The organism is Sphaerisporangium siamense (assembly GCF_014205275.1).
GTDB lineage: Bacteria > Actinomycetota > Actinomycetes > Streptosporangiales > Streptosporangiaceae > Sphaerisporangium > Sphaerisporangium siamense.
The window spans coordinates 3616955-3642163 of record NZ_JACHND010000001.1 but is presented as its reverse complement, the minus strand read 5'-3'; the positions used below and the strand labels follow the sequence as shown (position 1 = coordinate 3642163).

Below are 25209 nucleotides of genomic sequence, written 5' to 3'. Positions count from 1 at the left end.
CGAAGGGATCGCCCGATGGCCGACGCGACGGCAGCCGACTATGCCTGGTTCGAGGAAAAGTACGGCGACAGCTTATGGGTGTCCGGTTTCTGCCTGACGTTCGTACGGGGACTGTCGCCAGAAGAGGCGTTCGCCCGCATCGGCGTGACGTCCGCGACCGCGACCGCCCACCCGGTTTCCCCTGACCTCGCGGCACCCGGACACCCCGCCGCCCCTGACGTCGCGGCGGACGGCCGTCCGATCGCCGCCTACGCCGCCGCGGGGGGCACGGTCCTGCTGGAGGACGGGGGCCGGGCGGGCACGCTGGCGGAGGTGACGCGGCGTCTCTCGGCGGGCACGGTGACGGCCGCCGTCCACCTGGACGCCGACGACGGCCGGCAGTTCGTCTTCGCGGCGGACGGCCAGGTCGTCGCCGGTTACGAGCCCGGCCTGCCCACCGCGCCGTGGGGTGCCTCCCCCGGCCTGCTGCCCTCGCCCGACGGCGTGGCCCCGGCGCCCTCCGGCGACCTGGCGGACCTGCCGTCCGCGGACCTGGCCGTCCTCGCCGCCTTCGCCCTCGCCGAGCGCGTCACCGGCGTACGGCTGACCTGGCGCCACCTCGCGCGCCCTGCCCTGACCGGCTCGGCCGCCCACCTGTACTGACGCCCCGCCCGTCTAGGGCGTGTCGGAGAGCTCGATGACGGCCAGGGTGGTGAAGGCCGTCGTCAGGTGGGTGTTCAGAGGAGCGGCCGAGGTGGTGAGCAGGTCGGCGACGAGCAGGGGCGCGTGGGCCGCGACGTCGGCGGCCTGCAAAGGCAGGCCCTCGTCGGCGGACGGGTGAAGGCCGAGCGCGCCGGCCACGAGCATGATCACGACATCGGGCTCGACGGCCGGGAACCAGCCGGCCGCCCCGCGCACGCAGCGCACGGCCAGCGCCCGCACGTCGTCCGCGGTCAGCCCGTCGGGGTACTGCTCCTCCAGCAGGGCCCGCACGACGCCGCCCAGCACGAGCCCGGCCCGCTCGGGGGGCAGGGCGGCCAGCCGCGCGACCTCACGCGGGTACGCCTCGGCGTCGCGGGCCCGGGCGGCCTCGACCGCGGCGGCCGCGGCCTCGGCGATGGCCCGCGCGGGCTTGGGCAGGTGGCGCCAGGTCAGGCTCATGGGCTCGCTCTCCGGAAGCAGGCGGCGGACGGTACGCCAGCATGGCACGCCCCGCCGACGTTTCCTTTTGCCCCGCCACAGGGCCGAACCGGCATGGCGGCCCGCCCGTTGTGGGAGGTGAGGCGTCCGATCCCCAGAGGACGACGCGGCCGGCCCGTCCAGGCGGGCCACGCCGCTCGTCCACCCGGAATCGCGCCGGGGCCCGCGAATTCGTGAGGGGTGGAGCTTTGCGCAGGGTGGCGTGGGGGCGATATTCCGATCGCATCACGTATGTCATTGATACAGCTGGTCTATCCAGTCACATGAAATAATGTTCTGGTCAGGCGACCTATGTCCGAATCGGCATTTCGGACGCTTCTCCGTACGGGCTGGCTGGTATGTCCTCCCCCTCCCACCCCATAGCCCGACATTTCCCCCGAAACGTTACTGGAAACGGGAACCATTCCCGAGTAATGTCCTGCTCAGCCCTGACAACGCAACCGAGATTCCCGAGCCCGCCACTCGGATCACCCCCCTCGCGGCCCGCCCGCGCCCCGGGGACGGCGACGACCTCAGCCCGGCCGCCCTTCGGCGACGAACCCTGGAGACGGAATCGATGACGTTGACACCTCCGGCACCGCAGGTCCCATGAGCACGGCACGCCTGAACTGGCCGGCGCCGTACGAGCACTACCTGCCAGAGACGAACGGCACCCGCGACCACGCCGCACCGCCGGGCCTGCTGTGGTCCACGGCGAGAAGCGCGCGCGGCGAGCCCGCGACCCCGTCCATCTACGACGTGATCGTGATCGGCGGCGGCGCCGCCGGGCTCAGCGCCGCGCAGGTCCTCGGCCGCCAGCGCCGAAGAACCCTGGTCCTGGACGGCGGACGGGTACGCAACGCCCGCGCCAGCGGCATGCACATGTACCTCAGCCGCGACGGCTTCACCCCCATCGGCCTGGTCGCCCTCGGCAGGGAGGAGCTCGCCGCCTACCCCTCCGTCGAGGTGCGCTCGGCCCACGCCGAGTCGGTGGGCGGCGAGATCGACGACTTCACGGTCACGGTGACCGGCGGCCCGGTGTTCCGCGCCCGCCGGCTGATCCTCGCCACGGGGCTTCTCGACGAGCCCTGGGACGTCCCGGGCGTGCCCGAGCGTTTCGGGCGCGGCATCTTCCACTGCCCGTTCTGCCACGGGTGGGAGGCGTCCGGTCAGAGCCTGGCGGTCCTCGGGCGCGAGCCGACGCAGGTCGTGCTCGCCGCCTACCTGGCCGACCGCTACTCCGACGACGTCGTCGTGGCCACCGACGGGCCGCACTCCCTGCCCTCGCCCATCCTCGCCAACCTGGAGGCCCTGGGCGTGAAGCTGATCGACACGCCGCTGGCCGAGGTGACCGGCCGGGCGGGCGCGCTGAACGTGCACTTCGCGGACGGCACCGTCCTGCCCCGGCAGGCCATCTTCCACCGGGCGCCGACCCGCCAGCAGGCGCCGTTCGCCACCCAGCTCGGCGCGCGACTGCTGGATGACGGGTTCGTGCTGGTGGACGAGTTCCAGCAGACGTCCGTGCCGGGCGTGTTCGCCGCGGGGGACATGGCGAGGCAGGGGGCGCTGCAGGACGGCCTCACGCTGGTGAGCCAGGCCGCGGCGGACGGTGTGCGCGCCGCCGTACGGCTGGAGCAGGGCCTGTTCCGCGCGGGGCTGCCCGTGCCGCCCGGCTAGCCATCGCAGGTCACGACCGGGCAGGCGGGGGGGATGCCGCCCGCCCGGCGAGCCCGCCGCCCGGACCGCGACGACGATCACCGGTCCCGAGGAGGGAACGAGGACTGGCCCGCGCGCGTTGGTAGTGTGCGATAGGCGCGGCGGTGTCCGCGACCGGTCAGCGTCACGACGTGTGGGAGGGCTCAGCATGACGTCACAATCGGCCCAGCCCACTCCCCAGGTCGAACCGCCGCCGAACCGGGGCACCCGGGTCAGGGGCACGCGGCAGGCCGAGGCCCTGGTGTCGGTGCTGGGCAAGCTGACCGGGTTCCACAGCGCGCAGGAGATCCACGCCGAGCTGCGCCGCCAGGGCGAGCAGGTCGGGCTGACCACCGTCTACCGGCATCTCCAGGTGCTCAGTGAGAACGAGGTGGTGGACGCCATCCGCGACGAGAGCGGCGAGACCCTGTACCGCCGCTGCGCCACCGGCGGTCACCACCACCACGTGACCTGCCGTTCGTGCGGGCGCAGCGTCGAGGTCGAGGGCAAGGCCGTCGAGCGCTGGGCCGACCGGGTGGCCGCCGAGGCCGGCTTCGTCGATGTCGACCACACCGTCGAGATCTTCGGCGTCTGTCCCGACTGCGCGCCGGGTCGCTGACCTCTCCTCCGGGCCGGGAAGCGGCCCGGGATTGTCGTACCCCGCGTCTATGCTGCCGGGCACCTGACAAGGGAGGTGGCCGTGGAGATGGATCCCGCCAACGTGGTGGTCCGGTTGTGCACCGAGGGAATGCGCGCCGAGGCCGAGGGCAGGCCCGAGGACGCCAGGCGACTGTTCGACCAGGCGTGGGCCGAGCGCTCCGACGACTTCGACGCCTGCGTGGCCGCGCATTACGTCGCCCGCCAGCAGGACAGCCCCGAAGAGGTCCTGCTGTGGAACGCCGTGGCCCTGCACCACGCCAAGGAGGCCGGCGACGAGCGCGTCGCCGGGTTCTTCCCGTCGCTGTACCTGAACATGGGCGCCTCGCACGAGCTGCTCGGCGATCCGGCGGAGGCCGAGCGCTACTTCCGCCTCGCCGAGGATCACGCCCCCGCCCTGCCCCCTGGCCCGTACGGCGACATGCTGCGCCAGGGCATCGTCGACGGGCTCGCCCGCGTGCGCGGCTGACCCGGCCGCACCCGTCCGGGCCGGTCCGTCACACCCGGACGGAGAACAGGTCGAGGCCGCCGAACGGTGTGGTGCGAACGCCCGAGAGCCGTGGGGAGTACCCGGCGGCGTTGCGGTAGAAGAACAACGGGATGGCCGGCATGTCGCGGACCAGCAGCTTCTCCGCCCGGTGATAGAGCTTGGCGGCGGCGCCGGGCGAGGGGGTGCGGTCCGCGGCGTCGAGCAGCGCGTCGAACCGCCGGTCCGCGTAGCCGGTGTGGTTGTCGGGCGCCCCCGAGCGGTACGTCGCGAGGACGTCGGACGCGTGGGGGGCGTCCAGCAGCCACGCCCACCGGAAGGCGCCCGCGAGGCCGCCCGCGTCGGCCCGGCGCACCATCTCGTCGAACGGGGGCGCGGGCTTGGCGACGACCGTGGGCCGTCCCCCGAACGCCTTGGTCGCGGCGGTCGCGGCGAGCGCCGCCCATTTCCGCTGGAGCGCGTCGGAGTTGTAGTAGATCGTGAAGGTGCGCGGCGGCGTGAACCCCGCCGCGCGGGCCTCAGCGAGCGCCTCACGCGCCCCCGCCGGGTCGTACGCGCAGGCGGCGCCGCACGTCCCGGGGCGCGCGCCCGTCGCGGGGGGCGGGACGAACCCGTCGGCCGGCACGCGCTCGGCCCCGAACTCCCGCACGATCCGCTGCCGCGGGATCGCCATCGACAGGGCCCTGCGGAAGGCCGCGTTGCCCGCCTCCGGTCGTCCCATGGGGAAGTTCAGCACGTGGACGCCGGGGAACGGGGTGTTCACCACATGGTCCCATCGGGCGTGCGGCAGGCTCGGCGTGTAGTCGATCTCGCCGCGCCGCAGCGCCTGGAACGCCTTGTCCCAGTCGGGGAAGGCGCGGAAGACGACGCGGTCGGGCCGGGGAAGGACCGGGCCGCCGTAGTCGTCGAACCGCTGGAGGGTGACGTCGCCGCCGGTCCTGGCCACGAAACGGTACGGCCCGTTGCCGATGGGCGCCTTGTGGTACCGCGCGGGGTCGGCGAAGAAGGAGTCGGGCAGCGGCGCGAAGGCGGTCCGTCCGAGCAGGGCGACGAAACCGCCGGACGGCCTGGTGAGCCTGATCGTGAACGTGTGGTCGTCGAGCACCTTCAGCCCGGAGAGCACGCCCCCGCGCGGCGGCCTGCCGAAGCCGGCGATGTTCCGGAAGTAGTAGGACCCGTTGGCGCTCGCCCCGGCGGCGTGGCTCCAGGCGCGGACGAAGCCGGCGGCCTTCACCTCGGTGCCGTCGTGGAAGAGCCATCCCTTCCTCAGCCGTACGGTGAAAAGCCGGTCGTCGGTGGTGGTGATGGAGGACGCGACGGCCTCGCGGGTCGCGGCCGTGGCGGGGTCGTAGTCGACCAGGCCGGTGAACAGGGCGGCGGCCGTCTCGCCGCCGCACGACTCCGTCAGCTCGGCGGGCTCCATGGCGCCGGGCGGGCAGGCCGCCACCGTGATCTCGCGGATCTCGCGCGGCGCGCCGGCCGCCCGTCCGGCGGCGTCGGAGGCGACGCGCTGCGGCGTCAGGACGGCGAGGGTGAGCAGGAGCGCGGCGGCAGGGCCGACGCCTCGGGCAAGGGGCATCGTCAGGCGACCTCCACGAAGGCGGAGGATCACCCTAGTGGAACCGCCCGGCCCCCGAGGCGCTTCCGGGTGCCCGGCGTGCCAGGATCCCTACAGGTCCACCCGCACGCCGTACCGGGCCAGCCAGGCGTTGAACTGCAGGAAGCCCTCCAGCGCCCCGCGCACGTCGTGCCGGCTGACCTCGTCCTGCGGCGCCTCCAGCATGGCGCGGACCTTGCCCACGTCCACGAGTCGCTCGGCGGCCACGTGGCCGGACAGGACGCGGGCGGTCCGGTCCCGCAGGGCCTTCTCGTAGGCGGGGTCCTGCGTCGAGGGGTAGGGGCTCTTGCGGCGCTCCAGCACCGAGGCGGGCAGCACGTCCCGCACGGCCGCGCGCAGCAGGCTCTTCTCCCGCCCGTCGAAGGTCTTCATCGCCCACGGCGCGTTGAACACGTACTCCACCAGCCGGTGGTCGCAGAACGGGACGCGGACCTCCAGGCCCACCGCCATGCTCATCCGGTCCTTGCGGTCCAGCAGGATCTGGACGAACCGGGTGAGGTGCAGGTAGCTGATCTCGCGCATCCGCGCCTCCAGCCCGGTCTCGCCGGGCAGGCGGGGCACCTCGTCCAGCGCCTGCCGGTAGCGCGCGGCGCGGTAGCCGGGGACGTCCAGCTCACGGGCCAGCTCCGGCCTCAGCACGTCCTCCAGCGCGCTGAAGCGGTGCCCGCTGCCCTCCGCCAGCCAGGGGAAGGTGCCGGAGTGCACGGCCTGCGGGTCGTGGAACCAGCGGTAGCCGCCGAACACCTCGTCGGCGGACTCGCCGGACAGCGCGACGGTCGAGTGGCCGCGGATCGCCTTGAACAGCAGGTAGAGCGAGCTGTCCATGTCGCCGATGCCCGTGGGCATGTCGCGCGCCCGCAGCACGGCCGAGCGCACCTCGCGGTCCATGAGGTCGCCGGAGTCCAGGATGATGTCGGCGTGCTCGACGCCGAGCTCCCCGAGGTGCCGTACGAGGTCGTGGACGAACGGCGTGTCGGGGGCGTCGCGCATCGCGTCGGGGCTGAAGTTCTCGGCGTAGCCGACGAAGTCGACGGCGAACGAGCGCAGTTTGCCCTCGTCGTACCGGTGCAGGGCGTTGGCGGCGAGCGCGGTGACCGCGCTGGAGTCCAGGCCGCCCGACAGCAGCGTGCACAGCGGGACGTCGGAGATGAGCTGACGCTCGACGATGTCGTCCAGCAGCCCTCTGACGGTGGCGACGGTCGCCTCCACGTCGTCGGTGTGCTCGCGGGACTCCAGCCGCCAGTACCGCTCCTTGGCCACACCGTGGCGTCCGACGGTGACGACCGATCCGGGGCGCACCTCGTACATGCCCTGGTAGATGCCGTGCTCGGGCGTCTTGACGAAGGAGAGCAGCTCGCGCAGGCCGTCGGCGTCGACGGCCGGGCGGCACAGGGGGTTGGCGAGGATGGCCTTGGGCTCGGACCCGAACAGCACGCCGTCGGGGGTCGGGTAGTAGTAGAGCGGCTTGATGCCCATCCGGTCGCGGACCAGCAGCATCTGCTCGGTGCGGGTGTCCCAGATGCCCATGGCGTACATGCCGTTCAGCCGGGCGGCGAACCCGGGGCCCCATTCCAGGTAGGCCCGGATGACGACCTCGGTGTCGCTGCGGGTGCGGAAGCGGTGGCCCAGCTCCTCCAGCTCCTCGCGTAGTTCCGTGAAGTTGTAGACCTCGCCGCTGTAGGTGAGCACGACCGGCTCGCCGCCGTCCTCGTCGGCGATCATCGGCTGGCGTCCGCCCTCGATGTCGATGATCGCCAGCCGCCGGTGGCCGACGGCGCCGTGTGGCGAGAGCCACATTCCCTCGTCGTCCGGGCCCCGGCAGGCCATCTGCTCCGTCATGCCTCGCAGGGTGTCCCGCGACTCGGTCAGGTCCCTGTCGTAGCCCACCCATCCGCAGATTCCGCACATTTCGCCGACCCCACGTCTCATCCGGAGAAAAGCGTCTTACCAGGTCAAACGGCATGTGAGGCCTCATGTATGCCCGGCCGGTCTCCGGCGGTCAGCCGACGACGATCGCCGGGTGCCGGGGATCGTCGACGCGGACGACCACGTCGGCGAGATCGCGCGGCCCGGTCTCCTCCTCGTACCGGGCGTACGCGGGCAGGGTCCAGCGCCGGTCCCCGGGCGTGCGGCGGGCGAGCGCGCCCGGCGTGAGCCACAGGTGCACGGCGAGGTCGAAGGGCAGCCCGCGGCCGAGCAGCAGCACGCCGTCCATGACCAGGACGCCGTGCGGCGGGACGGTGACGTACGGGGCGCGGGTGGCCCGGTCGGTCGCGCTGTTCCAGAGGGTCGGCAGGATCTTGCCGGACCCGCCCGGCTCCAGCGGGCCGAGCACCTCGCGGGCGAGCGCCCCCTGGTCCAGCCAGTCCTCGTAGAAGGCGTCCGGGTTGGTGCGGCCGTACTCGAAGCGGAGCGAGGCCGGGCGCAGGAAGTCGGACGCGGACACCCGCACGACCTCGCGCCCCCGCAGGCGCAACGGCCCCACCAGCGCGTCCGCCAGCGCCTCGGGCCGGGCCGCCGGCGCGCCGTCCAGCGCCACGCGCGTCCGTCCGGGCGCGCGCGCGACGCGGTCGGCCAGTTCCTCGACGAGCCCTTCGAAAGTGATCGGGCGAAGCTGCACGTCTCCATCCTTACCGATCCCGCACCCACCCCCGTGGGGAGCAGCCCGACTGAGCCGACCTCGCAGCCCAAGACCGGACGAATCCCGGCGTATCACCATGAACAGCCGGTTAACGCGCGGCGGTCCGCCCGCGCCGGGCCCGGTGGTCGTGTTGGCTCTAGGCATGAGCGCCGGCGACACCCCTCAGTCCGTCCGATCATGGCCGGAGGCCGACGTCGCGGGAGCGGCGGTCGGCCGTCCCGTCGTCGTGTACTCCAAGGTCAGCACCTCCGCGGGCGGCGAGCTGGCCCACGAGGGCAACCGGGTCCCCGACATCGTGGCGCCGGACGCGCGCACCCTGGTCGTCGCCTGGCGCGCGGGCCTGCGAGACGCGCGGGACCCGGCCGCGACCGACCAGGGGTCCATCCTGTTCGCGCGCTCCACCGACGGCGGCGCCACCTGGACGAACGGCACCCTCGCCGCGGCGACCGCCACGCACCGCTACCACTACGTGATCTTCCTGAACGACGCGGGAACCCTCTACGCCCTGCTCGGCCGCATCACCGTCGCCGCCGACCGCGATCGCGAGGGCGACGTCGACGGCTTCCCGGTGACCATGGTCGCCAAGCGGAGCACCGACGCGGGCCGGACGTGGCGCGACTTCCCGGTGGGCGTCGAGGTGCCGGCCAACAGCCGGGGCGTCGTGCTCGCCGGCAAGCCGATCAGGTATCAGGGGGTGTGGGTGCTGCCGTTCTGGCAGTCCTCGGGCGGCGCCAACCGCGCGGGCGTGCTGCGTTCGACGGACCTGACCACCTGGCGGCCGGGCGCGCTGACCGCCAACCCGCCCGGCGTCGGCTCGATCGAGGAGCCGCAGGTCGTCGTCTCGCACGACGACCCCGGCGTGCTGGTCATGACGGCCCGCCCGCTCGACCTCAGGGGCGGCTCCTCCCCCGCCCAGCGGGACGCCTACTACCGCACCCACGCCGTGCACGCGGTCACCTGCACGAGCAGGGACGGCGGCCTCACCTGGTCCCCGGTGACCTTCGACCCGGACATCCCCAACTATTACGTCAAAGGGCTCCTCACCAGGGACTCCTCGGGCGCCTACCTGGCGATCTACAACACGATGGCCGGGCCCTTCACGGGGTCGGGCGCGAGCAAGCCCGACCAGTACCGCGAGGTCCTCTGCTACAAGATCAAGCGGCCGGGCGCGCCGTGGGGCCCGGGGCGGCTGTTCGCCGACGGCGCCCGCCTGACCAGCGGCGCCGCCCGCGGCTGGGACGTGTACGCGAGCGCCGACGAGTACGCCCCCGGCCGGTTCTTCGTGACCTGGGAGCACAACCAGACCGACATCATGGTCGCCTCGCTCGACGCCGGCGCGTCGTTCACGGGCGTCGGCGGCGGCTTCGGCGACCTGTCCGCCTGGACGGTCACCCCGGGCGGGGGCGCCGCCGAGGCGGACGGCTCCGGCGGCCTGCGCCTGGTCAACGCCGCGCCCGGCCCCGAGCCCGGCTTCTCCGGCGTCTCGCAGCCGTACGGCCCCGCCGGCGCGTTCGCGGCGTCGATCAAGGCGCGGGTCGCCGGGCACGGGGCGCTGGACCCGACCACGGGCGCGGGCGCGGGGACGGCGCTGAAGGTCGCCACCGGCGCCCGGCGGCTCATGCTGGCCCTCCAGGCCGACGGGGTGTACTCGTTCGCCCAGGGCACGCCCGGCTGGACGCGGGTCCACGCCACGGAGATCGACACCGCCGCGTCCCACACCTGGCAGGTGACGGTCGGCGCGGCGGGCGAGGCCGTCCTGTACCGCGACGGCGCGCAGACCCCGGCCCGCTGGGTGGTCGCGGCCTCCCGCGAGTCGCCCCAGGTGTCGGTGTGGTGCTCGGGCACGGCCGCGCGGCCCGCCGAGGCCCTGGTGGAGGCCGTGGAGGTCGTGGACGTCCTCGCGGCGGGCTCCTGGGACTCCTTCGCGGGCTGGACGCTCAACGGCGCGGGCGGCGCCGCCGAGGTCGTGGGAGGGGCGCTGCGCCTGCGCAGCGCCACCGCCCGGGGCTCCAGCGCCTCCGTCGGGCTCGACGTGGCCCTCGGCTGCGATTTCACCCTGGAGTTCCGCGGGCGGGTGGACGACGACAGCGCGCTCGACCCCGACGGCGGCGAGGGCGTGAGCCTGGGCGCGAAGGTCGCCAACGGGCACCGGCGGCTCATGCTGACGGTCCAGCGCGGCGGGGTGTGGAGCATGCGCAAGGGCTCGCGGGTGTGGGAACGGGTGCACGCCACGGCCACGGCCGCCGCGCCGGCCACGTGGCGGGTCACGGTGGGCTCCTCGGGCGTGGCCCGCCTCTACCGGGACGGCGCCGACACCGGCGCCACCTGGGTGGTGCAGGACAGCCGGGAAAGCCCCCAGGTCACCCACTGGGTGACGGGCACCTCCGGAGGCAACGCGGCGCAGTGCCGCGTCGAGTGGACCCGCGTGACGGCCACACCCCCCGGAGCGTGACGGGACGGCATGGAAGAGCCCCCGTCGTACGAGCCGGCGGGGGCTTCCCGGACGCGAACCGCGGGGCGGCCGCTCAGCGGCCGGTCACAGGGCGCGGGGATGGGCGTCGAGGCCGCGCGTCAGCTTTACGGTGATGAACTCGTTGGGGTCGGGGCGGCCAGGGGTGCGGCCGTTGGAGAAGGGGAAGTTGTTGTCGTTCAGCAGGGCGATCGTGCGGTCGTCGAGGAGCACGATGTCCTCGATCGTCTGGAACGGGAACCGGAAGGCCGGGCCGGACCCGCCGAGGCCGCGCGGGTTCGCCAGATCGAGCAGGTCGGCGACCTGGGTCTTGTCGGCGTAGCCGTCCCGGTCGCGGTCGCGGACGTCGATGAGGTGGACCTTCTTGGTCCTGGCGGCGTCGCCCTGCAGGTTGTCGCGCTCGATGACCAGGAAGCGGTGGCGGTCCACCGCGATGAGGTCGCCGATGGAGTTGGCCGGGTCCTCCAACCGGTACGTCCAGCGGCGGCCGGTGTAGGAGCGGGCGCGCAGGTCGAACTCGTTGATCCGCAGCGTGCCCGCCGGGTCGCCCGCGACGGTGCCTTCGAGCATCGGGTAGAGCGTGCGGCCGTCCACCGAGCGGGCCATGCCCTCGAAGCCCTTGCTGCCGCCCAGGTTCGGCTGTCCCCCGTTGAGGTCGGGGTTCTCCGGGGCCTTGACGCCGGGCAGCGGGATCGGCGCGTCCAGGAGGACGCCCGTGGCCGAGAAGTGGAGCAGGAACGGGCCGAACTCGTCGCCGATCCAGTAGGTGCCGTCGTCGCCCGCGACGATCGACTCGACGTCGAAGTCGGCGCCGGTGAGTTTCCTGTCGGCGCGGGTGAGCGCGAAGGGGACCCGGCCCTTGGGGTCGGTGAGGTCGACGCCGCCGATGACGCGCACCTTGCCGGTGCGCAGGTCGGGCGCCAGGCGCTGGACGCGCAGCAGGAAGTCGGCGCTGTTGGCCTTGGCGCCGTAGCCGTTGTCGGACAGCACGTCGAAGGTGCCGTCGCGGCGGCGCAGGACGCCGCTGAAGCCCTGGACGGGCTGGCCGGGGAACGGCGGGGTGACTCCGTTGATCGGGGCGGTGCCGATCTGGCCGCCGGAGGGCTCGCTGCCGGGCACGAAGGTCTCGGCGGGCAGGGAGGCGAAGCCGGTCAGGGTGGCGCGGCCGAAGGAGCCGCCGTGCCCGCCCCGGCCGTCGCCGCCCTGGTCGGCGAAGGCGGGAGCGGTCATGCTCAGCGCCAGGACGAGGGCGCCCAGCCCGATCATGGTTTTTCTCATGGCCGCCACGCTAGGGACGTTCGGTGAAGCCGGGCACAACAACGGATGACCCGCGGGTGCAGGCTCGCGATCAAAAGCCGCATTAGCGGAAACATCGGGCACGGGACGGTGTCCGCCGCGCCGATCTCCCATATCCATAGCGTGACCAGCACCTTTGCCAAACAGCCAATGTACGTGACACGACCCTTCGACTACTATTCGTAATCAACTGCATGCTATAAGTAGCGGGGCGATGCGTTGACGGAGCGACGATCTGCGATGACGGCGGTTCTACGCGCTTTGCTGGCCGTGACCGCCGCCGTCCTGCTCGTCCACGGCGTCGCCCCCGGCGCCGAAGCCTCCGGCTCGCCCGCGTTCCGGTCCGAGCCGTTCGCGCTCGTCGCGCAGGCGCCCGCGCCGACGGCCCCCGTCCCGTCCCCCGCCTCTTTTCCCGAGGACGCCGACCACGACGGGTGCCCGAAGCCGTGGGAACAGCCGGGCGCCGCGGGCTGGCACAAGTCTTCCCCACCGCCGTCGCGCAACGGCGGGCCCCCACCGCAGAGAGCGAGAGCCGTCGCCGAGACGGCGTCTCTGGCGGGGACGTCCGGAGCGGGCGCCTTCGCCCTGCGGAGGGCGCGGCCGACAGGGCCGCGGCTGCCCGTTTTCCGCTGCTGATCGACGGGCCTCCCGCGCCACGCGGGGGCCGGACTCGCCTCGGGCGTCCGGCCGGTCTCCCCCTGCCCGTCCCGTCATCAGCACGAAGGAGTGCTCCTCATGCAGTCGTTGATCGACCATGCCCGCATGTTCCACCGCAAGGTCAGCGGCGGGCGAGAACAGGCGGCCCCCCTCAAAGAAGGCATCTCGCCGCAAGCGATGTTCGTCACCTGCTCCGATGCCCACGTCATCCCGTCCCTGATCACCGGGGCGCGGCCCGGCGAGCTGTTCGAGCTGCGCACGGCCGGGAACATCATCCCGCCCTACCGGCTCGGCCGGCTGACCGCCGAGGCCGCCACCATCGAGTACGCCGTGAACATCCTCGGCGTTCGCGACCTCATCGTCTGCGGCCACACCCGCTGCGGCGCGGTCCAGGGCAGGGTCCGCTCCTGGACGCTGCGCTCGGCGCCCACCACGCGCTGGTGGCTGCTGCAGACCCACCGCTGGCGCGAGGCGCGCGTCACCGGCGGCGAGGAGCCGGGCCGCGCGCACCTGGTCGCCCAGCTCGACAAGCTCCGCCGCTACCCGCGGGTGGCCCGGCGCGTCGCGAGCGGGCGGCTGCGCCTGCACGGCTGGTACTACGACGTCGACACCGGCGTCGTGTCCAACTTCCAGCCGGAGACGGGGGCGTTCACTCCCCTGTGAGCCACGGCCGCGTCCCGGGCCGTGCCGCACCGCGCGAGGTGGTGCGGCACGGCTCTTCGCGCCCGGAGGTCGACAAGGAGCGGCCTGATTCCTACACTTCCATATATGAAGGATCGTGCAAATGTCGTAGTGATGAACCCCGACGCCTGTACCACCCCGATCGTGGACGCCGACCGTGTGACGTCCGTCCGCGAGTCCCTCCCCTCCGAGGAGACGGTGCAGGACCTGGCGGAGGTCTTCGGCCTGCTCGCCGACCCCGGCCGGCTCCGCATGATGGCCGCGCTGCTGGAGGGCGGTGAGATGTGCGTGTGCGACCTCGCCGCCGCCACCGGGCAGAGCATGTCCGGGGCCTCGCACGCGCTCCGGCTGCTGCGCATGCACCGGGTGGTCAAGGTGCGCAGGTCAGGACGCATGGCGTACTACCAGCTCGCCGACTCCCACGTCCGCATGCTCTTCGACCTGGCGATCACCCACTCCAGGCACACCGAGAAGGAGGCCGGCGATGGCTGACCGGGCCGCGCGCTCCGAGCCCAAGGGCCGAGGGCCGAAGCCGGAGCACGAGAACGGGCAGGGCCACGGACACGGACAGGGGCAGGGACACGGGCAGGGACACGGGCACGGCCACGGGTTCGGCGCCGACTCCGACCGGCGCTACCTGAGCGGCGCGCTCGCGCTGATCGTCGCCTTCATGGCCGTCGAGGTGGTCATCGGCTTCATCGCGAGCTCGCTGGCGCTGATCTCCGACGCCGGCCACATGCTGACCGACGCGATCGCGATCGTGTTCGCGCTCGTCGCGATGCGGATCGCCCAGCGTCCCCCGCGAGGCGGCTTCACCTACGGCCTCAAGCGCGCCGAGATCGTCTCGGCCCAGATCAACGGCATCACGCTGCTGCTGCTCGCCGCCTACTTCGTGTACGAGGGCGTCGTCCGGCTGATCTCCCCGCCCGAGGTCGAGGGGGCGTACGTCGTCTTCACCGGGCTCGCCGGCATCGCCGTCAACGTGGGGGCGACGATGCTGCTCAGGAAGGCCGACAGGTCCAGCCTGAACGTCGAGGGCGCCTTCCAGCACATCCTCAACGACCTGTACGCGTTCATGGCCACGACCGTGGCCGGAATCGTCGTGTGGACCACCGGCTGGACCAGGGCCGACGCCGTCGCCGCCCTCGTCGTGGCCGCGCTGATGCTCAAGGCGGGCTGGGGCCTGGTCCGCGACTCGGGCCGGGTCTTCATGGAGGCCGCGCCCGCGGGCATGAACCCCGCCGAGATCGGCAGGAAGGCCGCGTCGCTCGAACACGTCGTGGAGGTGCACGACCTGCACATCTGGGAGGTGACCTCCGGGTACGCCGCGCTGTCGGCGCACATCCTGGTCGAGCCGGGCGCCGACTGTCACGGCGTGCGGATCGCGGCCGAGCGGCTGGTCCACGACCAGTACGGCATCGACCACACCACGCTGCAGGTCGACCACGCGACGCCGGAGCTGCTCACGATCGGGCGCGCCGACGCGCACTGCGCCGACCCGCACGGCCCCACGCACCGTAACGATCACGCATCCTCCTCCCCGGAACGCCCCTGACCGCTCGCTATGACCACCAGCACATATATCCGGTTCGGCCACCCCGATCTACCCGCGTAATTTCGCAGCTGTCGGTGAAATGGTGGACATTCTCCATTAATTACCGTCAAGCTAAGGCCGGTCCGTGACGGTGCACCTAGCGAGGGAAGGCGAACCATGACCGACGCGCGCGCTCTCGAAGCGGATGAGCCGGCCTTTTATCTCGCCCACAGCGTTTTCAGCGACCCCGGCGACCTGTCAAGGCTGGACGGCATTCCCACCGAACCGGCCGCGCTGGCACGACTGGTCCGCGACCTGCTCGTCCACAGGGAAGAGGGGTGGCTGTTCGGGTTCACGCTGCCGGAGCACCGCAGGAACGAGGCCGAGACGCGCTACGTCTCCGCGATCCTGCGGATCGTCACCGAGCTGGACGACAGGCCCCTCACGGCGCCCCGCGCCCCCGGGCGGCGGTTCGCCGGAACCTGCCGGGACTTCGCACTGGGCCTGTGCTCCCTGCTGCGCACCACCGGCACGCCCGCGCGCGTCCGCTGCGGCTTCGCGACCTACCTGGTCCCCGACCGCTACGAGGACCACTGGGTGACCGAGTACTGGGACCGCGACAAGGGATGGACGCTGGTGGACGCCCAGCTTCCCAGCCCGCAGGTCATGGAGGCCTTCACGATCGCGTTCGACCCGGCGGACGTGCCCCGCGACCGCTTCCTGGTCGCGGGCGACGCCTGGCGCGCCTGCCGGGAGGGACGGGCCGACCCGGACGCGTTCGGGGTCTCCGTCGTCGGCCTGTCGGGCTTGGACCTGGTGCAGGGCAACGTCGTGCGGGACCTGGCGGCGCTGAACAAGGTCGAGGTGCTGCCCTGGGACGGCTGGAACCTCTCGGAGCGCCTGCACCTGGACGACACCGACACGCGGCTGCTCGACGGCGTGGCCGAGGCCGAGAGCCGGGGAGGGCCGTTCTCGCGGCTGCGGCAGCTGTTCCTCGCCAACCCCGGTCTGCGCACGCCCCGGACGATCACGTCCTACACGACCTACTCGGGCGTGCGGGCCATCGACCTCGGCGCGTGACCGCTCACCCGCGCAGCCGGGCGAGCCAGGGATGGTCGCCGTAGGCGAGGGAGATGGCCTCGGCCAGCCAGCGCCGCCTGCCGGGGCCGAGCACCGGCAGGGTCTCGCCGAAGTCCTGCTCGTCCTTGGCGCGCGGGCGTTTCGCCTTGTAGAAGAGCTGGACCTCGGGCGCCAGGTACGGGACGCCCTCCGCGGAGACGCGGCCGACCTCGCCGATCGGCATGCGCACGCGCTGGTCGCGGCGGGAGATCCAGTCGCGGCCGTCCGACTCGTCCAGCATGACCTGGACGCGCCAGGGGTCGACGGGGCCCGGGCGGCACCAGACGTCGTGCACCGTCCCCGGCAGGATCTCGCCCGCCGTCCAGGGCCGCAGGACGCCGGGCGGGTCGGCCGCCCACAGCTCCCAGGAGGGCAGCGCCTTGTGGGCGGCGAGCTGATCGCGCCGGAGCAGCAGCACGTCGACGTCCGAGTGATCACGGAACGGACGTCCCACCGCGAGCTCGATGGCGTATCCGCCGGCGATCCACCACGGGGTGCGCAGGGTCGAGAACATCGCGACCGCTTCCGAAAGCGACGCGGGGTCCCAAGCACCCCACGGCGTCTCCCTCCGCATCATGCGGCCCATCCTCGCGCCTGAGTCACTTCTGTGTTCACGGGTTGCGGAATCCCGCGTCATACCGGAGAAGTCTCGCGAATCCACCAGGCGCTTCGCCGGATCGCATACGATGCGGCGGCCTGACCAACCGGCGCGCCGGGGGTCACAGGTCGAGACGCTTCCCGGAGCGCCCTCCCCGCGCCTCCCGTTCCGCCTGGTCGATGGCCCACGCGGCGTTGACCAGGCCGATGTGGCTGAACGCCTGGGGGAAGTTCCCGAGGAGCCGGCGGGTCCGCGGGCAGACCTCCTCCGACAGCAACCCCACGTCGTTGGCGAACCCCGCCGCCCGCGCGAAGGTCTCGCGCGCCAGGTCCCGCCACCCGGCCAGGGCCTGCGCGTGGGCCAGCCAGAACGTGCACATCAGGAACGGCCCCTCCTCGCCCGCCAGCCCGTCGGCGGCCCGGTAGCGGTACACGAGGCCGTCCTCGTCGGTCAGGTGCTCGGCGATCGCGCCGATGGTGGCCCGGATCCGCGGGTCGCGCGCCGGGGCGAAGCCGACGATCGGCATCATCAGCGCGGACGCGTCCAGCACCGACGAGCCGAACGCCTGCGTGTACGCGCCCAAGCCCTCGTCCCAGCCCTGCCGCAGGATCGCCTCCCGCACCTCCTCGCGCGCCGTCCGCCAGGGGCCCGTGCGCCCGGCGGCGTCCAGCCGGGGGGCGAGGTCGAGGGCGCGGTCCAGGGCCACCCAGCACATCAGCTTGGAGTACAGGTAGTGGCGGGGTTCGCCCCTGATCTCCCAGATGCCGTGGTCGGGCTCACGCCACTGGCCCGCGGCGGCGTCCGCCAGGGACACGAGGAAGGCGCGGCTCTCCCGGTCCAGCGTCCCGATCTGGTCCACCAGGAGGTGGACGGCGGCCAGCAGCTCGCCGTAGACGTCGACCTGGGGCTGCGTCCACGCCGCGTTGCCGACGCGCACCGGCCTGCTGTCCTGCCATCCGCGCAGGTGGGGCAGCTCACGCTCGGTCAGGTCGTGCTCGCAGCCGACGCCGAACATGATCTGCAGGGCGCGCTGCGGCTCGTAGCTCGCGGCGGCGGTGGTCATGAAGTCGAGGAAGTCGCCCGCCTCGTCCGGGCAGGCCGCGACCCACAGGGCCTCCATCGTGAAGCTGGCGTCCCGGATCCAGGAGAAGCGGTAGTCCCAGTTGCGCTCACCCTGGGGGCTCTCCGGCAGCGAGGTGGTCGGCGCCGCCACGATCGCGCCGGTCGGCTGGTAGCTCAGCGCCTGCAGCACGCGCCCGGACAGGCCCACCAGGTCGCGGTAGGGGCCGTCGTAGCGCTGGTGGGCCTCGGCCCAGCGCCGCCAGGCCCGCGCCGTCGTCTCGATCGCCTCGGCGATCCGCGCCTGGTCCCAGACGGGCGGCGCCTCCGCGCAGGCGTCGCCGCGGTGCAGCGCGAAGCACAGGCGGGCGCCCTCCTCCATCGCGACCGTCGCCACGGCCTCCTGGCCCTCCAGGTTGAACCCGACCGGTGTCGACATCGTCAGCCGGTCGGGGCCGCCCCGGGAGCTCACCCCGCCGGGGATCTCGCACAACAGCGGCACGACCTGGCCGTACTCGGATCGCGGGGCGTAGCGCAGCTCGACGCGGACGGTGCCGCGCGTGCAGGCGGCCCGGCGGGCGAGCACGTGGGGCGCGCCCGCGCCGAGACGGTGCACGTCGGGATTCTCGCCGACGACCATGGCGTCGGTCAGCACCAGCGTGCCGGTCGCGGTCTCGAACGTCGTCTCCAGCACCATCGTGCCGTCCAGGTACCGCCGCGACACCTTCCGCGGGCCGGACGGGCCGATGGACCAGTGGCCGGCCGCGTCGTCCAGGATCGCCCCGAACACCGACGGGCTGTCGAAGCGCGGCAGGCACAGCCAGTCCACCGAGCCGTGCCGCGAGACCAGCGCCGCCGAATGGCGGTCGGACAGCAACGCGTAGTCGGCGATCGGAGTCCTCGTCATCACGCCCCCGACAACGATTCTTCCCCGCCCCGCGCGGCTTCACCGCCCCACCCCCGCCGCTCCTCGCTGAACGGCCGGAGGCGGCGCCGCGTAAGGCGCCCAATACTCCGGACGCCGACGGGTCACCGGAAAAGGCGGCCGAATACGGTGGAATGCAGATATTCGCGCTTTCACATATTGCTTACGAAAGCATTTTGCCGCCCGGTCCCCACGCATCCGCCTTTACCCGGGAAGAGCACCACACGCGCCCCGGTTCACGCCGGTCCGCCGCCGCCCTCGATATCGCCCTCGACCTTCAGGTAGACCTCCTGGAGGGCGCTTAGGAGGTCCGGGTCCGGGTGCTCCCACATGTTCCTGCTCGCCGCCTCCAGCAGGCGCTCGGCGATGCCGTGCAGCGCCCAAGGGTTGGACTCGGCGAGGAACGCCTGGTTCTCCGGGTCCAGCACGTACACCGCCGCGAGCCTGTCGTACATCCAGTCGGCCACCACGCCCGTCGTCGCGTCGTAGCCGAACAGGTAGTCGACCGTCGCCGCCAGCTCGAACGCCCCCTTGTACCCGTGCCGTCGCATCGCCGCCACCCAGCGCGGGTTCACCACCCGGGCGCGGAAGATCCGCGCCGTCTCCTCCGACAGCGTGCGGGTGCGCACGGCGTCCGGGCGGGTGCTGTCGCCGACGTACGCGGCCGGCGCGCGGCCGGTCAGGGCGCGGACCGTGGCGATCATGCCGCCGTGGTACTGGAAGTAGTCGTCGGAGTCGGCGATGTCGTGCTCGCGCGTGTCCACGTTCTTGGCGGCCACCGCGATGCGCCGGTAGGCGGACTCCATGTCCGGGCGCGCCGGGACGCCGTCCATGTCCCTGCCGTACGCGAAACCGCCCCACACCGCGTACACCTCGGCCAGGTCGGCGTCGTCGCGCCAGTTCCGGCTGTCGATGAGCGGCAGCAGCCCCGCCCCGTACGCACCCGGGCGGGAGCCGAAGATGCGCGTGGTGGCGCGCCGCTCGTCGCCGTGCACGGCCCGGTCGGCCCGCACGTGCGCGCGCACGTAGTTCAGCTCCTCCGGCTCGTCCTGCGCGGCCGCCAGCCGGACGGCGTCGTCCAGCATGGCCACGACGTGCGGGAACGCGTCACGGAAGAACCCGCTGATGCGGACCGTCACGTCCACGCGGGGACGGCCCAGCTCAGCGGCGGGCACCGCCTCCAGGCCCGTGACCCGCCGGGACGCCTCGTCCCACACCGGGCGGACGCCGAGCAGGGCCAGCACCTCCCCCACGTCGTCCCCCGCCGTCCGCATGGCGCTGGTGCCCCAGATGGACAGGCCGACCGAACGGGGCCACTCGCCGGTGTCGGCGCGGTAGCGGGCGAGCAGGGAGTCGGCCATCGCCTGCCCCGTCTCCCACGCGAGCCGGCTCGGCACCGCCTTCGGGTCCACCGAGTAGAAGTTGCGGCCGGTCGGCAGCACGTTGACCAGGCCGCGCAACGGCGAACCGCTGGGCCCCGCCGGGACGTACCCGCCGTCCAGAGCGTGCAGCACCGCCCCGATCTCGCCGGCCGTCCCCGCCAGCCGCGGCACGACCTCGGTGGCCGCGAACTCCAGCACCCGCACCACGGCGTCCCGCGTCTCCTCCACGGCGCCGAGGACGGACGCGCACACCTCGGCCGCCGCGGCCGGATCCCAGCCGCGCTCCTCCATGCCCTCGACCAGGGCCGCCGCCAGGCCCTCGGCCCTGTCGGTCTCGGCGCGCCCGGCGGCGCCGTCCTCGGTGAGGCCGAGCGCCTCGCGCAGGCCCGGCAGCGCGACGCCGCCCGCCCACATCTGCCGGGCCCGCAGCATGGCCAGCACGAGGTCCACGCGGGCGCGTCCCTCCGGGGCCTGGCCGAGCACGTGCAGCCCGTCGCGGATCTGCACGTCCTTGACCTCGCACAGCCACCCGTCCACGTGCAGCAGGAAGTCGTCGAACTCGGCGTCGTGCGGCCGGTCCGCCACCCCGAGGTCGTGGTCCAGGCGCGCGGCCTGGATCAGCGTCCAGATCTGGGCGCGGATCGCCGGCAGCTTGGCCGGGTCCATCGCGGCGATCGAGGCGTGCTCGTCCAGGAGCTGCTCCAGGCGCGCCATGTCGCCGTAGCCGTCGGCGCGGGCCATCGGCGGCACGAGATGGTCCACCAGGACGGCGTGGGCGCGGCGCTTGGCCTGCGTGCCCTCGCCGGGGTCGTTGACCAGGAACGGGTAGATGAGCGGCAGGTCGCCGAGCGCGGCGTCGGTGCCGCAGGAGGCCGACATGCCGGCCGACTTGCCCGGGAGCCACTCCAGGTTGCCGTGCTTGCCGACGTGGACGACGGCGTGCGCGCCGAAGCCGTCGCGCAGCCAGCGGTAGGCGGCCAGGAAATGGTGGCTCGGCGGCAGGTCGGGGTCGTGGTAGATCGCGATGGGGTTCTCGCCGAACCCGCGCGGCGGCTGCACCATCACCACGACGTTGCCGGCGCGCAGCGCCGCCAGAACGATCTCGCCCCCGGGGTCGCGGGAACGGTCGACGAACAGCTCGCCCGGCGGCGGGCCCCAGTGCCGCTCCATGCGGGTGCGCAGATCCTCGGGCAGGGTGGCGTACCAGGCGCCGTAGCGGGCGGCCGAGACGCGCACGGGGTTGCCGGCGAGCTGCTCCTCGGTCAGCCAGTCCTGGTCCTGGCCGCCCGCGGCGATGAGCGCGTGGATCAGCGCGTCGCCGTCCTCCTCCGCCACGCCGGGGATCTCGCCCGCGGCCCCGATGTCGTACCCCTGGTCCCGCATCGCGGCCAGCAGCCGTACGACGCTGGCGGGCGTGTCGAGACCGACCGCGTTGCCGATGCGGGCGTGCTTGGTCGGGTACGCCGACAGCATCACGGCGACCCGCCTCGCGGGCGGGGGCACGTGCCGGAGCGCGGCGTGCCGGACCGCGATGCCCGCGACCCGGGCGGCGCGCTCGGGGTCGGCCACGTAGACGGGCAGGCCGTCGGCGTCGATCTCCTTGAACGAGAAGGGGACGGTGATGATCCGCCCGTCGAACTCCGGGATGGCCACCTGCGAGGCGGCGTCCAGCGGCGACAGGCCGTCGTCGCTCTCCAGCCACGTCGCGCGGTCCCCCGTGAGGCACAGCCCCTGCAGGACGGGCACGTCCAGCCTCGCCAGCGCCCCCACGTCCCACGCCTCGTCGTCACCCCCCGCCGACGCGGTCGCGGGCCGCGTACCTCCCGCCGCGAGCACGGTGACCACCAGCGCGTCCACCTGAGCCAGCACCTCCAGCAGCCCCGGCTCCGGTGCCCGCAGCGACGCACAGTACACCGCCAACGCCCGCCCCCCACCCTCCTCAACGGCGTCACACAAAACCTCAACGAACCGCGTGTTCCCCGCCACATGATGCGCCCGGTAATAAAGCACCCCCACCAGCGGCCGCTCCTCGTGCGCCTCCACAGGCCGCGTCCCCTGCCCCTCCGCAGACCATGCCCCCTGCCCTTCCTCAGACGACGCATCCTGAGCATGGGCGCCCAGCGTCTGGTTCGCCCCCGCGGGTCGTACACCCTGCGCCCCCGACGGTCGCGGGCGGTCCAGGACGCCCCAGCTCGGGGTGGGGGTGGGCGGGGCGAAGCCGTGGCCGGTCAGCAGGACGGTGTCGGACAGGAAGCGGTGCAGCTCGGCCAGGTTCGCCGGGCCGCCGTGGGCCAGGTAGGCGTGCGCCTCCGCGCACACGCCGCCCGGCACCGTGGACAGCTCCATCAGCTCGGCGTCGGGAGCCTGCTCACCGCCGAGCACCACGACCGGGCGGGGCCCGGCCAGCACGGCGTCCAGCCCTTCCTCCCAGACGCGCCGGCCGCCCAGCAGGCGGACGACCACGAGCCCGGCGCCCTCCAGCAGAGGAGGAAGGTCGGCGGGGGCCAGCCGGGCGGGGTTGCCGAGCCGGTACGGCAGACCGCTCGCGCGCGCGCTGAGCAGGTCGGTGTCGGAGGTGGACAGCAGCAGAACAGGGAGTTCGCGCACGGCACGTTTCCTCACTCGGGGTCCGCGCCCCGGGTAGCGGGTCCATACACGGCTCGGAGTCTCCTGGCTCCCGGATCGGCGCTTCACCCCGGCCTTCCCGCCCGTCGCCGGGCCGTGGCCTTCAGGTGGGGTTGACTCCCCGGTAACAGTGGCGGGACCGCGCCGGACTCACACCGGCTTCCTCCATAACGCCGTCGCCCCTATCAGACCACGCCACCACCGCCCATGGCGAAATCGGCCGCGCCCTCTAGGCGGGATGCTCCGCTCCACGGCGCTCGGGTCTGGGGTTACGATCCTCGGCGTGGAGGTCGTGGACTTTCCCGAGCGGGCGCGGCGGGACGCCTGTCCCGGTGCCCTGCAGACGCATCCCGCGGCGGACGGCGCCGTGGCCCGGGTCCGCGTCCCGGGAGGGCTGCTCACGGCCAGGCGGCTGCGCGAACTCGGCGCGGCGGCGGCGGACCTCGGCTCGGGGGTCGTCGAGCTGACCTCGCGGGCGAACGTGCAGGTACGCGGGCTCACCGGCCCGGCCGCGGCACGATTCGCCGAGCGGATGGCCGCCGCCGGCCTCCTCCCTTCGGCCACGCACGAACGGGTGCGGAACATCCTGGCCTCCCCCTTGGCGGGGCTGGACGGCCGCGGGCTCCTGGAAATCGCCCCGCTGGTCCGTGAGTTGGACGCCATGCTGGTCTCCCGCCCGGCCCTCGCCGAACTCCCCGGCCGCTTCCTGTTCACCCTGGACGACGGCCGCGGCGACGTCGCCCACCTCCCCGCCGACATCGCGTACATCCCCCTGTCGGTCCCCGCATCCGCTGAGTCTCCGCTCCGCTCCCCTCACCGGCCGCCCGCACCCGCTTACGAGCCGGCCACATCCATGCACGAGCCCGCCACGTCCGCTCACGAGCCGGCCGCGTCCGCTAGTAAGCCGGCCGTATCCGTCCAGGGCGTGGTTCTGCTGGCCGGGCGGGACACCGGTCTGCGGGCGGGGCCGCACGAGGCCGTGAACCTCATGATCGACGCCGCGGAGGCGTTCCTCGCCGAGCGCGCGGCGCGGGGTTCCGCCGCCTGGCGCGTCGCGGAACTGACCGACGGCCCCGAAGCGATCACCACGCGCCTCCCCGCGCCCCCTCGATCTTCGGCACCGGGTCGCGCTGCGGCAGGTGAGGCCGTACTCCCCCGGGAGCCGGGTGCCCCGCTACTCGGGCTGATGCCGCAGGCCGACGGGCGGGTGGCGCTCGTCGTCATGCCGCCACTCGGACGGCTGACGGCCGCGCAGACGGCCGTGCTGGCGGCGGCGGCGCGCGTGGGGTCGGGCGAGGTGCGGCTGACGCCGTGGCGCGGCGTGATCGTGCCCGGACTGGCCCCGGAGGACGCGGAGCAGTGTCGATCGCGGTCGGAGGAGGCCGGGCTGGTCACCGATCCGCGTTCCCCATGGAGCGGGGTGTCATCCTGCGCCGGGCGGCCAGGATGCGAGAAGTCCCTCTCCGACGTCCAGTCCGACGCCGCCCAAGCCACCCACCAGGCCGCCACCACCTACTTCACCCCACAGGGCGGTCCCGGCCCCGCCACAGTCGAGGCCGCCGGTCCTCGCGGCGTGCCGCTGCCGGTGCACTGGGTGGGGTGTGAGCGTCGGTGTGGGCGGCCGAGCGGGGATGCCGTGCTGGTGGTGGCCACTGGGGATGGGTACCGGGTCGAGGCTGGAGGCGGGAGCGTGCGCGCCGCGGACATCGAGGACGTCGCCGCCGCCGTCACCGCGGCCCGCGAGGCGCGCTGACGGAGCTTCGTGCTCATGCGCGAGATGCATTAGGAGGCGCGGTGACGGCGGGGGTGCTGATACTCGGCGGCACGGGGGAGGCGCGGCGGCTGGCGGCGGCGCTCGCGGGCCGTCCGGAGGTGCGCGTGGTCTCGTCGCTGGCCGGGCGGGTGAGCGACCCGCGGCTGCCGGAGGGCGAGGTCCGCGTCGGCGGGTTCGGCGGCCCGGAGCTGATGGCCGCATGGCTTCGTGACCAGCGCATACGCGCGGTGGTCGACGCCACGCACCCCTTCGCGGAGCGGATCACCGTCTCCGCCGTCCGGGCCACCGAACAGGCCGGGGTCCCGCTGCTGGTGCTCAGGCGTCCGGGCTGGCGCGCCGAGAAGGGGGACGACTGGCACTGGGCGCGGTCGCTGGAGGAGGCCGCCGCGTCCCTGCCCTCCCTGGGCCGCAGGGTCTTCCTGACGACCGGCCGCCAGGGCCTGCCCGTGTTCGCGGGCCTGGACGCATTGTGGTTCCTGATCCGCACGGTGGACCCGCCCGAGCCGCCCCTGCCCGCGCGCCACCACCTCATCCTGGACCGCGGGCCGTACACCCCGGACGGCGAGCGGTCGCTGATGCGCGAGCACCGGATCGACGTCCTGGTGACCAAGGACAGCGGCGGGACGATGACCGTGGCCAAACTGGCCGCCGCCCGGGATCTCGGCCTGCCGGTCGTCGTCGTACGCCGCCCGCCGCTACCGGACTGCCGCGTGGCCGAGACCGTGGAGGCCGCACTCGCCTGGGTGCGTACCTTGCTGTGAGCACCCGGGTCGAACTCGCGTCGTCACGCAACTACCCGACGGACTCACGCCCCTCCCACCCACTCGCGAACA

20 protein-coding genes and 1 riboswitch are annotated in these 25209 nt (G+C 73.4%); of the genes, 12 read left to right on the top strand and 8 right to left on the bottom strand.

All coding sequences use genetic code 11. The features are described 5' to 3' along the window. The first annotated feature begins 15 nt into the window (after positions 1-15). A complete protein-coding gene (locus BJ982_RS16680) occupies positions 16-642 on the top strand; it encodes a DUF6461 domain-containing protein (RefSeq protein WP_184881103.1) in 627 nt (208 codons plus the stop codon). A gap of 12 nt (positions 643-654) precedes the next feature. Here BJ982_RS16680 and BJ982_RS16675 read toward each other — a convergent pair whose 3' ends face one another. Beyond that, positions 655-1140, bottom strand: a complete 486-nt coding sequence (locus tag BJ982_RS16675) for a hypothetical protein (protein ID WP_221482327.1) — start codon at positions 1138-1140, stop codon at positions 655-657. A 627-nt stretch (positions 1141-1767) separates the two neighbouring features. Here BJ982_RS16675 and BJ982_RS16670 point away from each other — a divergent pair. From BJ982_RS16670 to BJ982_RS16660, 3 genes are all read left to right on the top strand, one after another. Beyond that, a complete protein-coding gene (locus tag BJ982_RS16670) occupies positions 1768-2835 on the top strand; it encodes an NAD(P)/FAD-dependent oxidoreductase (RefSeq protein ID WP_221482326.1) in 1068 nt (355 codons plus the stop codon). 187 nt (positions 2836-3022) lie between these two features. After that, entirely contained in the window at positions 3023-3472 is a 450-nt protein-coding gene (locus BJ982_RS16665; RefSeq protein WP_184881101.1) for a Fur family transcriptional regulator, read from the top strand. Positions 3473-3553: 81 nt separating this feature from the next. Next, positions 3554-3979, top strand: coding sequence for a hypothetical protein (locus tag BJ982_RS16660; RefSeq protein ID WP_203959007.1), 426 nt, complete (start codon positions 3554-3556; stop codon positions 3977-3979). Positions 3980-4007: 28 nt separating this feature from the next. Here BJ982_RS16660 and BJ982_RS16655 read toward each other — a convergent pair whose 3' ends face one another. The 3 genes from BJ982_RS16655 to BJ982_RS16645 all read right to left on the bottom strand — a co-directional run bounded on the left by BJ982_RS16655 (position 4008) and on the right by BJ982_RS16645 (position 8235). Then, positions 4008-5576 (bottom strand): ABC transporter substrate-binding protein, encoded by a 1569-nt coding sequence (locus tag BJ982_RS16655; RefSeq protein WP_184881099.1) that lies wholly within the window; start codon positions 5574-5576, stop codon positions 4008-4010. Between the two features lie 90 nt (positions 5577-5666). After that, complete coding sequence (gene asnB, locus BJ982_RS16650) at positions 5667-7523, bottom strand: asparagine synthase (glutamine-hydrolyzing) (RefSeq protein WP_184881097.1); 1857 nt, start codon at positions 7521-7523, stop codon at positions 5667-5669. A gap of 91 nt (positions 7524-7614) precedes the next feature. Next, positions 7615-8235 carry a nucleoside/nucleotide kinase family protein gene (locus tag BJ982_RS16645; RefSeq protein WP_184881095.1) on the bottom strand — a complete coding sequence of 207 codons (621 nt, stop codon included), beginning with the start codon at positions 8233-8235 and terminating at the stop codon, positions 7615-7617. 163 nt (positions 8236-8398) lie between these two features. Between BJ982_RS16645 and BJ982_RS16640 the strand changes: the two genes are divergently transcribed. Beyond that, entirely contained in the window at positions 8399-10708 is a 2310-nt protein-coding gene (locus BJ982_RS16640; protein WP_184881093.1) for a sialidase family protein, read from the top strand. 84 nt (positions 10709-10792) lie between these two features. Here BJ982_RS16640 and BJ982_RS16635 read toward each other — a convergent pair whose 3' ends face one another. Beyond that, positions 10793-12004 (bottom strand): esterase-like activity of phytase family protein, encoded by a 1212-nt coding sequence (locus tag BJ982_RS16635; protein WP_184881091.1) that lies wholly within the window; start codon positions 12002-12004, stop codon positions 10793-10795. Positions 12005-12262: 258 nt separating this feature from the next. Between BJ982_RS16635 and BJ982_RS16630 the strand changes: the two genes are divergently transcribed. The 5 genes from BJ982_RS16630 (at position 12263) to BJ982_RS16610 (ending at position 15974) form a co-directional block, all read left to right on the top strand. Next, positions 12263-12658, top strand: a complete 396-nt coding sequence (locus BJ982_RS16630) for a hypothetical protein (RefSeq protein WP_184881089.1) — start codon at positions 12263-12265, stop codon at positions 12656-12658. A 99-nt stretch (positions 12659-12757) separates the two neighbouring features. After that, complete coding sequence (locus BJ982_RS16625) at positions 12758-13342, top strand: carbonic anhydrase (protein WP_184881087.1); 585 nt, start codon at positions 12758-12760, stop codon at positions 13340-13342. 105 nt (positions 13343-13447) lie between these two features. Then, entirely contained in the window at positions 13448-13852 is a 405-nt protein-coding gene (locus tag BJ982_RS16620; protein ID WP_239122905.1) for an ArsR/SmtB family transcription factor, read from the top strand. Further along, complete coding sequence (locus BJ982_RS16615; RefSeq protein ID WP_184881085.1) at positions 13845-14915, top strand: cation diffusion facilitator family transporter; 1071 nt, start codon at positions 13845-13847, stop codon at positions 14913-14915. The genes BJ982_RS16620 and BJ982_RS16615 overlap by 8 nt, the downstream gene beginning before the upstream one ends. Positions 14916-15071: 156 nt before the next feature. Further along, complete coding sequence (locus tag BJ982_RS16610) at positions 15072-15974, top strand: transglutaminase-like domain-containing protein (protein WP_184881083.1); 903 nt, start codon at positions 15072-15074, stop codon at positions 15972-15974. 4 nt (positions 15975-15978) lie between these two features. On the opposite strand, the gene BJ982_RS16605 is transcribed toward BJ982_RS16610, so the two are convergent. The 3 genes from BJ982_RS16605 to cobN form a co-directional block, all read right to left on the bottom strand. Next, positions 15979-16587 carry a nucleotidyltransferase domain-containing protein gene (locus BJ982_RS16605; protein WP_376697708.1) on the bottom strand — a complete coding sequence of 203 codons (609 nt, stop codon included), beginning with the start codon at positions 16585-16587 and terminating at the stop codon, positions 15979-15981. 145 nt (positions 16588-16732) lie between these two features. Further along, entirely contained in the window at positions 16733-18577 is a 1845-nt protein-coding gene (locus BJ982_RS16600; RefSeq protein ID WP_184881079.1) for a glycoside hydrolase family 15 protein, read from the bottom strand. Positions 18578-18831: 254 nt separating this feature from the next. Further along, a complete protein-coding gene (gene cobN / locus BJ982_RS16595; protein WP_203959008.1) occupies positions 18832-22584 on the bottom strand; it encodes a cobaltochelatase subunit CobN in 3753 nt (1250 codons plus the stop codon). Between the two features lie 57 nt (positions 22585-22641). Beyond that, positions 22642-22767: riboswitch (cobalamin riboswitch) on the bottom strand. 118 nt (positions 22768-22885) lie between these two features. Here cobN and BJ982_RS16590 point away from each other — a divergent pair. Then, positions 22886-24355, top strand: a complete 1470-nt coding sequence (locus BJ982_RS16590; RefSeq protein WP_239122907.1) for a ferredoxin-like domain-containing protein — start codon at positions 22886-22888, stop codon at positions 24353-24355. A gap of 41 nt (positions 24356-24396) precedes the next feature. Continuing rightward, positions 24397-25137, top strand: a complete 741-nt coding sequence (locus BJ982_RS16585; RefSeq protein ID WP_203959009.1) for a cobalt-precorrin-6A reductase — start codon at positions 24397-24399, stop codon at positions 25135-25137. Positions 25138-25209: the final 72 nt, after the last annotated feature.

What these genes read in the sequence shown, in the direction of transcription:
- BJ982_RS16680 (WP_184881103.1), top strand. Translation starts at nt 16, where the DNA reads ATGGCCGACGCGACGGCAGCCGACTATGCCTGGTTCGAGGAAAAGTAC.
- BJ982_RS16675 (WP_221482327.1), bottom strand. Translation starts at nt 1,140, where the DNA reads ATGAGCCTGACCTGGCGCCACCTGCCCAAGCCCGCGCGGGCCATCGCC.
- BJ982_RS16670 (WP_221482326.1), top strand. Translation starts at nt 1,768, where the DNA reads ATGAGCACGGCACGCCTGAACTGGCCGGCGCCGTACGAGCACTACCTG.
- BJ982_RS16665 (WP_184881101.1), top strand. Translation starts at nt 3,023, where the DNA reads ATGACGTCACAATCGGCCCAGCCCACTCCCCAGGTCGAACCGCCGCCG.
- BJ982_RS16655 (WP_184881099.1), bottom strand. Translation starts at nt 5,576, where the DNA reads ATGCCCCTTGCCCGAGGCGTCGGCCCTGCCGCCGCGCTCCTGCTCACC.
- asnB (WP_184881097.1), bottom strand. Translation starts at nt 7,523, where the DNA reads ATGTGCGGAATCTGCGGATGGGTGGGCTACGACAGGGACCTGACCGAG.
- BJ982_RS16640 (WP_184881093.1), top strand. Translation starts at nt 8,399, where the DNA reads ATGAGCGCCGGCGACACCCCTCAGTCCGTCCGATCATGGCCGGAGGCC.
- BJ982_RS16635 (WP_184881091.1), bottom strand. Translation starts at nt 12,004, where the DNA reads ATGAGAAAAACCATGATCGGGCTGGGCGCCCTCGTCCTGGCGCTGAGC.
- BJ982_RS16630 (WP_184881089.1), top strand. Translation starts at nt 12,263, where the DNA reads ATGACGGCGGTTCTACGCGCTTTGCTGGCCGTGACCGCCGCCGTCCTG.
- BJ982_RS16625 (WP_184881087.1), top strand. Translation starts at nt 12,758, where the DNA reads ATGCAGTCGTTGATCGACCATGCCCGCATGTTCCACCGCAAGGTCAGC.
- BJ982_RS16620 (WP_239122905.1), top strand. Translation starts at nt 13,448, where the DNA reads ATGAAGGATCGTGCAAATGTCGTAGTGATGAACCCCGACGCCTGTACC.
- BJ982_RS16615 (WP_184881085.1), top strand. Translation starts at nt 13,845, where the DNA reads ATGGCTGACCGGGCCGCGCGCTCCGAGCCCAAGGGCCGAGGGCCGAAG.
- BJ982_RS16610 (WP_184881083.1), top strand. Translation starts at nt 15,072, where the DNA reads ATGACCGACGCGCGCGCTCTCGAAGCGGATGAGCCGGCCTTTTATCTC.
- BJ982_RS16605 (WP_376697708.1), bottom strand. Translation starts at nt 16,587, where the DNA reads ATGCGGAGGGAGACGCCGTGGGGTGCTTGGGACCCCGCGTCGCTTTCG.
- BJ982_RS16600 (WP_184881079.1), bottom strand. Translation starts at nt 18,577, where the DNA reads ATGACGAGGACTCCGATCGCCGACTACGCGTTGCTGTCCGACCGCCAT.